Source organism: Dolichospermum sp. UHCC 0259 (genome assembly GCF_009711935.1).
Lineage (GTDB): Bacteria > Cyanobacteriota > Cyanobacteriia > Cyanobacteriales > Nostocaceae > Dolichospermum.
In genome coordinates, this window is the sequence record NZ_VIKX01000062.1 from 57,038 (window position 1) to 65,631 (window position 8,594).

An 8,594-nucleotide genomic window follows, 5' to 3' on the forward strand; every position below is an offset into this window, starting at 1 on the left:
GACACAGACACGAATTGTAGTATCTTTATAGGAGCAAGACTATTTACTCTAGATTCATTGCTGACAAGTTAAGCAATAGATGAACTTTAAATTTAAAAAATAAACCATGATGAATAGTAATGATATCCAATCTTTAATTAGCAAGGCTGACGATTTACTGAAGAATCGGGACAGTAAACAAGCTATTGTCGTTATTCAACAAGTTTTAGAAATTGAACCAGATAATATTGAAGCTTTGAAAATTTATGCTCAGTCTCTAGTAAAACTTAATAAAGTAGAAGAAGCATTAACAATTTTTGAAAAAGCTTTGCGAATTGAACCAAATAATCTTAGTGTTTTGAGAAACTATGGTAGAGCTTGTGTAAAACTAAAGCAGTATGAAAAAGCCATTGATATTTTTAAAAAAACTTTGGAGATTGATCCTGATAATGCTTACACTTTAACTAGTTATGGTCAGGCATTAACAAAATGTGAAAATCATGAAAAAGCCATTGATATTTTTGAACGCTCATTACAAATTAAATCGGATAATGAAGTAACTTTAAATGGCTATGGAGAAGTATTAACAAAATTGGGAAATCATAAAAAAGCCATTGAAATGTTTGAAAAATCCTTAAAAATTAAACCTGATAACGCTTACACTTTAAATAGCTATAGAACAAGTTTATTACAAAGTAGGCAGTATGAAAAATCTTTTGAAATTTTTGAGCGTTTATTAGAAATTGAACCTGATAATATCATAACTTTAAATAGCTATGGTACAGCATTGGTAGAATCAGAAAATTATGAAAAAGCTTTTGAAATTTTTGAGCGTTCATTAGAACTTAAACCTGATAATATCATAACTTTAAATAGCTATGGTACAGCATTGGTAGAGTCAAGAAAATATGATAAGGCATATCAGATTTTTGAACGGGCATTAAAAATTGAACCTGATAATATCATAACTTTAATTAACTATAGAACAAGTTTATTGCAAAACAGGCAGTATGAAAAAGCATTTGAGGTTTTTGAACATTCATTAAAAGTTCAACCTGATGATATAATAGCTTTAACTAGTTATGGTACAGCATTGGCAAAATCAGGAAAATATAATAAGGCTTATGATATTTTTGAACGGGCATTAAAAATTGAACCTGATAATATCATAACTTTAATTAACTATAGAACAAGTTTATTGCAAAACAGGCAGTATGAAAAAGCATTTGAGGTTTTTGAACATTCATTAAAAGTTCAACCTGATGATATAATAGCTTTAACTAGTTATGGTACAGCATTGGCAAAATCGGGAAAATATAATAAGGCTTATGATATTTTTGAACAGGCATTAAAAATTGATCCTACTAATACAATAGTATTAAATAGTTATGGAAAAGCATTAGCAGAATCTGGAAATAATGAAAAAGCGTTTGAGATTCTTGAACGATTTTTACAAATTGAACCTAACAATATAATAACCTTAACTAACTATGGTCAAGCTTTGACAAAATCAGGGAATTATGAAAAAGCTTGTGAGATTTTTGAGCAGTCTTTACAACTTCAACCTAATGATATAAAAACTTTAACTAGCTATGGTCAAACATTGACAGAATCGGGGAATTATGAAAAAGCTTGTGAGATTTTTGAGCAGTCTTTACAACTTCAACCTAATGATATTATTACTATTGATAGATATTCTAAGACTCTAATTAAATATGGAAAAGTATTATTAGATGCTAAAGAATTTGAAAAAGCTTGTGAAATTTTTGAGCGTTTTTTACAAATAAAATCGAATAATTATATATCTTTTATATACGCTAGATGTCTAGAAGAATTGAGTAAATACACAGATGCCATATCTCAACTTCAAGCGATAGATTTTGATAGTCTCCCCCAATATCATATAAATGTTATTCATATTAGCCTAGGAAGACTTTACTACTGTCGTAAATTGTACGAGCAGGGAAATAAATATTTTAACTTAGCAATTGCTAACTCAGATGATAAAGATAAGTCAATATTATCCAGTGCTAGAGGCATCCTCGCTAATAATCCTCATAATGAAACTGCTGTTAAGATGTTGCAACAAATTGCTGAGGAATCCCCACGCTATTATGAAGCATTGGAAATGTTAACGCTTAATTTAAGTCAAGAAGATTATTTTAAAATGGTTAAATCTGATTACCAAAGTGGTGTAAATGACACCGAAATACTAAATCGAGCAATTTATCATAAAATTGCTAATGAAATCAGCATTCTTAAAGGGATTGCTTACCGGATTTTGCGTTTTTCTCAAGCAGAAGATCCCTTACTTACAAGTATTATTAATGATATTGAAGATGTACTGGAAGAAGTTAACCGTCGTCGAGCATTGGAAAAATCTCAAATTTACACTATTGCTAATGATGAATATGAGCAAATTCTAGCAATTATTTCCAAAACTGCTCATGATATTTCTGATGTTGTTAATAATCAGTTAGCAATTATTGAGTCTAAAACTAGACGTGCTATGAGAAAAATTGCTGTTGATAATCCTCACTACAAGCAATTTGATAAATTATTAACACAACTAGAATTTACTCAAATTGCTCTTAATGATCTCAAAGCCATTAATGAAGGTATCAAAATTAAAAATCATCATTTTAAAATCAAAAAAATATTTGAAAAATGGGAAGCTAACCCTCATATTGATAATGCTTCTATTACTCTAGATAGTGAAAATGGTGATTCAGAGTTTAATGGTGATGAAGAGAAGATCAAAAGTATTTTAAATGAATTAGTAGAAAATTCTCTCAAACACAATGCTAACAAACTAGATTTAAACATCTCTATGTCTACACAGGATATTATCAATCCTGCGGGAATTCGTGGCGCTAATATTCCGGGTGAGCAAAAATATCTATTAATTGAGTTTAATGATAATGGTCAAGGAATTCCCCCAGATAAAAAAGATTGGATATTTCAACCTCTAAAAACTACAGCCAGTGAAGGTTATGGTAGCGGTTTGGGATTATTTATCATCCGCAAAACATTAACACAGATGAACGGACACATCCAAGAAACTGGATGGAAAGGAGCTAAATTTAAAATCTATATTCCTTATACAAAAAGCGAAAATAGTTAATTTTGTGGCGTTGCTGATTTTAGGGATGAAAATGATTTTCCATAAATCCAAAACCCCTGTAGAGACGTTCCATGGAACGTCTCTACACTCAAACCCACATTCCGCACTTATGCAACGCCAATTTCGTTAAGTTTGATATCAGTCTCACTATAGGGTTATAGTAGAAAATAGTATAATTTAGTTTATGTCCTTTTTTCAAGCAATCAAAGTCATAGAATTATGCAGACTGAAAATATTCATTTGCTACTGGTAGAAGATAATCCTCGTTACCTCAATGAACTTGTAGATTGGTTAAATGATTACGGTTATCGTCATATTGAGACGGCTTCTAGTGTAGTTCAAGCAACAGAAAAGTTATGTGATCCTTTTGATGTCATAATTTCTGATATGCGAATGGAGCAAGATAACAGTGGATTTGCAATTGTGGAAGAGGTAAAAGCACGTAATCTTTCATCAGTAGTGATTATCCTCACTGCTAACGACACCGTGATAGATTGCCGGAAGGCGTTTAAATTGGGAGCGTGGGACTATATTTCTAAAAATATGGGGGGTAATGTTTTTGATGCTCTCCACGATTCTATCCAAGAAGCCATTACCTATTTTAATCGCTGGGGTAATGTCCACAATGAACAGTGGATAACTGAAAATCTGGAAATTTTAAAAAAAGAGTATTGGGGTAAATATATTGCAGTCATTAATAAAACTGTAATTGAAATAGCAGATAATGAAGATACTCTTAACAAATTACTTGAGGAACGAAAATTAAGACGATTTTTAACTACAATTAGAAAAATAGGCGATTTACAACCAATTTCTCAACTTATAAAATTACCAGAAAGTCCGACATTAGAATATAAAAGCACTTTGCAATGGGATGTTAGACAAAATCGTAAAAATGAGGATTTGAGATTTAGTGTCCTCAAAACTATTGCTGCTTTTCTCAATTCTGAAGGAGGAACGCTAATTATTGGAGTTGAAGATGATGGTAATATTTTTGGTTTAGAGCAAGATTTGGCTACACTTTCCAAAGGTTCTCTAGATCAATTTGAGCAGACAATTGTACATCTAATTTGTGATTGCATCGGTGCTGGCTTTATGTCATTAGTTACAGTTAGATTTGAGACAATAGACAGTAAAACAGTCTGTGCAATTGATGTCAGAAAATCAGATGAAATCGTGTTAATGAAAGGTAAAGATAAAAAATATAAATCAGAACTCTACATTCGCGCTGGTAACACTTCTAAGCCTCTTATTGATACTCCAGAAATAGTAGAATTTTGTCTAAAACGGAGTAAACCGTCAGGAGAAAGTTATTAGATCAAGCCAATACGGATAAAAAAACACAAATATGAATTACACTCTGTTTTTCCTAGTGCTGATATCATAGGTGATTTAAGAGTGTTTAATATTGGTGGTAATAAATATCGGTTGATTACGTTTTCATGTAAACATTAAAGTATTTCTGAATTAGTATCCAAGTTATTAGTCCAAGAAATAAACTTTGCTAATTGTTTAACCATTTCAATGGATCAAAAATATCTGTTGTTAAATATATAAATAAAAATGTAGCGCCAGGTACTTTTTGCTGAATATTGGGTATAAACTAGAAAAATACAGTCTTTTAAACTTGAAGTTAAAGTGATAAAAATTCAACTTCAACACTCATTTTCCAAATTACCCCACATTACAGTTATTACCTGGACGCTGCTGGTTACCCATTACCCATTACCCATTATCTTCTAACCTGTAAACACTTCTGCGGGTAAGCGATTAAAGGCAAGACGCTCATTTTGAATATCTACAAAAATGGTATCACCGTCGCTAAAATCACCGCGTAATATGGCTTTGGCTATTTGGGTTTCTAGTTCTCGCTGAATTGCTCTTTTTAATGGTCTTGCACCAAAAACGGGATCGTATCCTACTTCGGCTAAAAAGTCAAGGGCAGGACTGGATAATTTCAAAGATATTTTCCGGTCAGTCAATCTTTCTCTAAGTCGCTCTACCTGTAACTGGACAATATTCCGCAATTCGGATTTTTGTAAACTGTGGAAAATGATCAATTCATCCAGACGGTTTAAGAATTCTGGACGGAAACTATTTCGCATTGCTTCCATCACCCGATTACGCATTTCATCGTAACGACTATCATCTCCAGATATATCCAGGATATATTGAGAACCGATGTTACTGGTCATGATGATGATACTATTTTTAAAGTCTACTGTGCGACCTTGGGCATCTGTCACCCGACCATCATCAAGGATTTGCAGGAAAATATTAAATACGTCGGGGTGGGCTTTTTCGATTTCGTCGAATAAAATTACCGCGTAGGGACGACGACGAATGGCTTCGGTTAATTGTCCTCCTTCTTCATAACCGACGTAACCGGGAGGCGCACCGATTAGTCGAGAAACATTATGCTTATCCATATATTCGGACATATCAATCCGCACCAAAGCTTCTTCGGTATCAAACATATAAGCAGCTAAGGCTTTCGCCAGTTCGGTTTTACCGACACCTGTTGGACCAAGGAAGACAAAACTAGCGATGGGACGGTTGGGGTCAGAAAGTCCAGCGCGAGAGCGTTGAATGGCATCAGCTACAGCGGTGACGGCTTCTTGTTGACCGATTACCCGGTGATGTAATTCATCTTCTAAATGCAGGAGTTTTTCTTTTTCTGATTCCACTAATTTATTTAGAGGAATGCCTGTCCATTTAGAAATAATTTCGGCAATATCGGCTTCTGTAACTTCTTCGCGTAATAGTGATTTTCCGGTTTTTTGAGTTTGAGCAAGTTCTGTTTCTACGGCTTGTAATTGCCGATGTAGGTCTGTTAGTTTGCCATATTTTAATTCCGCAGCCCGGTTAAGATCATAGTCTCTTTCGGTTTGTTGAATTTCTAAATTAACTCGGTCAATTTCTTCTTTAATTGATTGAATTTTGGTGATAATCCCTTTTTCCGATTGCCATTGTGTGCTAAGAGTTCTTTGTTCTTCTTTGAGGTCAGCGAGTTCTTTTTCTAATCTTTCTAACCGTTCACGGGAAGCAGGATCACTTTCTTTTTGTAAAGAGAGTTTTTCCATTTCTAATTGGAGAATTTTCCGGTCTATTTCGTCCAGTTCTTCGGGTTTGGAGGTAATCTCCATTTTCAATCTAGCAGCGGCTTCATCTACTAAATCAATGGCTTTGTCGGGGAGAAAGCGATCGCTAATATAACGATTTGATAAAGTGGCAGCAGCGACGAGAGAACTATCGGAAATTCTTACCCCATGATGGACTTCATAACGTTCTTTCAAGCCGCGTAAGATGGAAATTGTATCTTGAACGTTGGGCTGATCTACATAAACTTGTTGAAAGCGTCTTTCCAACGCGGCATCTTTTTCCAAATATTTGCGATATTCATCTAAAGTTGTCGCCCCAATACAGCGTAATTCACCCCGTGCTAACATTGGTTTCAACAAATTTCCGGCATCCATAGCCCCTTGACTTGCACCTGCACCGACAACGGTATGAATTTCATCAATAAATAAGACAATATTGCCACCAGATTCGGTGACTTCTTTTAATACGGCTTTGAGACGTTCTTCAAATTCACCTCGGAATTTTGCTCCTGCAATTAAAGCCCCCATATCTAAACTAATCAGTTTACGATCTTTGAGAGATTGGGGAACATCACCCGCCACAATACGCTGTGCTAAACCTTCTGCGATCGCAGTTTTCCCGACTCCAGGTTCACCAATTAAAACCGGGTTATTTTTGGTTCTACGGGAGAGAATTTGCACCGTCCGGCGAATTTCATCATCACGACCGATTACGGGGTCTAATTGACCTTTGCGAGCGGCTTCTGTGAGATCACGTCCGTATTTTTCTAATGATTGATATTTACCTTCTGGATTTTGGTCAGTCACTTTTTGTTTCCCCCGAATTTCTTTAATAATATTTTTGAGTTTGTTTTCATCTAAACTAAATTCTTGTAGTAAACTTTTGCCAAACCGGTCATCTTTGGCGTAACCTAACAGTAAATGTTCAATAGAAATAAATTCGTCTTTAAATTCTTGACGATATTTTTCTGCCCGATCTAATAATGTATCTAAACTGCGTCCTAAATAAACAGAAGCACTAGTCCCTGATACCTTGGGTTGACGTTGGATAAATTGCTCGGTGCGATCTCGAACTTTTTGGAGATTTGTACCAGCTTTGGTGAAAATGGCACTGGCCAGTCCTTCCTGTTCCAGCAACCCTTTCATCAGGTGTTCGCTTTCTAGCTGCTGCTGCTGATATTGTTTAGCGACATCGGGTGTATGGGCTATAGCTTCCCAGGCTTTTTCTGTAAATTGATCAGGGTTAGTCGGCTGCATAAGCTTTTAGAATAACAAACTACTGTTTAATAAGATCATTGTAAAAATATCTGGGCTAATAGCTAGATCGGTCTTCACGTCTTGAAAATGTAGTATTATTGCCCAATGTTGCTTAACTGTCTTTGATACTCTAAACATAAGTTTTTTAAATACGATTTTTAGCAAAATAGTCCATTCTCAATAAACAGGGGGTAATTCTCAGAGTTATTGAGAATATTGTCAATAATTTCACGAAGTTTTAACTTTCTAGCAATTGATTATTGACATAGTTCCAGTTTCTGCTATATTGGAGTTATACTTGAACGGCATTGTTGTGTAAAGTCCGAATTATCAACGTTTTTCTTGAGCCAAGCGCAAAGACATAAATAAAACCGCAAATATATTTTGTATAGGAATCATTAACTTTGAATTAGACTGTTAAGAAAGCGCAGTCAAAGTAGTGATATGGCAATTCAGTCAACAGCAGGAATTTTATTTCAAACTGCTTATGAAAGTCGTTACACTTGGGATGAAAACTTTCCTGGTTATAGTGCCGATGTGCAACTGCTACAGGAAGGTGAAGTTTATACTGGGAAGATTCAGATTGATCGTAACTTGAATGTAGAAATTACGGGAGTTACAGATAAACAAATAGAAGCAGGAATTGATATTCAGTTACAGGAAATAGTTACCCGCTGTCAAAGCAGCGATTTTCACAGTTTTTACGGTCAACATGAATTTAGTTTGGGTGAAATAGCAGAAACAGTTTTTGTTAAAGGTGAAAATACTGATTCTCACTATCAAATCCGTAACCAAAAAATATATCAGGAAATTCGGGTTATGGGTCGGATGTCGTTGGAGATTAATTCTGAGCAATTCCTAGATACAGACTCCGGTTATATCCCTTCTGCTTATGATGTGGTTTTTCGCAATTCGCAAACAGGCAATGTTAATAGCATCCTCCAATTTACGGATACATATCAAAAGTTTGGTAATTATTACATTTTAACAAAGCAGGTGGTGGCAGAATATGAAAATGGGAAAACTGAAACTCCTCAATCAATTACCGAGTTTGTTTATTCTCATATAAAGCTCCTGGAGTAAGCAGCGGCTAAAAAGTCAAGGGCAGGACTGGATAATTTCAAAGATATTTT

The 8,594-nt window shown here is 34.7% G+C and carries 5 protein-coding genes; 4 read left to right on the plus strand and 1 reads right to left on the minus strand.

Annotation, left to right across the window (positions count from 1 at the left end; all coding sequences use genetic code 11):
• Positions 1-106 precede the first annotated feature (106 nt).
• The 3 genes from FJR05_RS05090 to FJR05_RS27150 all read left to right on the plus strand — a co-directional run bounded on the left by FJR05_RS05090 (position 107) and on the right by FJR05_RS27150 (position 4,558).
• Entirely contained in the window at positions 107-3,103 is a 2,997-nt protein-coding gene (locus FJR05_RS05090) for a tetratricopeptide repeat protein (RefSeq protein WP_217385520.1), read from the plus strand.
• Between the two features lie 219 nt (positions 3,104-3,322).
• Positions 3,323-4,420, plus strand: a complete 1,098-nt coding sequence (locus FJR05_RS05095) for an RNA-binding domain-containing protein (RefSeq protein WP_168643095.1) — start codon at positions 3,323-3,325, stop codon at positions 4,418-4,420.
• A gap of 15 nt (positions 4,421-4,435) precedes the next feature.
• Positions 4,436-4,558, plus strand: coding sequence for a type II toxin-antitoxin system HigB family toxin (locus FJR05_RS27150; RefSeq protein WP_371416802.1), 123 nt, complete (start codon positions 4,436-4,438; stop codon positions 4,556-4,558).
• Positions 4,559-4,842: 284 nt separating this feature from the next.
• Here FJR05_RS27150 and clpB read toward each other — a convergent pair whose 3' ends face one another.
• Complete coding sequence (clpB, locus tag FJR05_RS05105) at positions 4,843-7,461, minus strand: ATP-dependent chaperone ClpB (protein ID WP_168643097.1); 2,619 nt, start codon at positions 7,459-7,461, stop codon at positions 4,843-4,845.
• A 444-nt stretch (positions 7,462-7,905) separates the two neighbouring features.
• Here clpB and FJR05_RS05110 point away from each other — a divergent pair, with 444 nt between their 5' ends.
• Positions 7,906-8,544, plus strand: coding sequence for a DUF3386 domain-containing protein (locus tag FJR05_RS05110; RefSeq protein ID WP_168643099.1), 639 nt, complete (start codon positions 7,906-7,908; stop codon positions 8,542-8,544).
• The last annotated feature ends 50 nt before the right edge of the window (positions 8,545-8,594 follow it).

Coding starts and splice junctions, on each gene's coding strand:
- FJR05_RS05090 (WP_217385520.1), top strand. CDS start 107: ATGATGAATAGTAATGATATCCAATCTTTAATTAGCAAGGCTGACGAT.
- clpB (WP_168643097.1), bottom strand. CDS start 7,461: ATGCAGCCGACTAACCCTGATCAATTTACAGAAAAAGCCTGGGAAGCT.
- FJR05_RS05110 (WP_168643099.1), top strand. CDS start 7,906: ATGGCAATTCAGTCAACAGCAGGAATTTTATTTCAAACTGCTTATGAA.
- FJR05_RS05095 (WP_168643095.1), top strand. CDS start 3,323: ATGCAGACTGAAAATATTCATTTGCTACTGGTAGAAGATAATCCTCGT.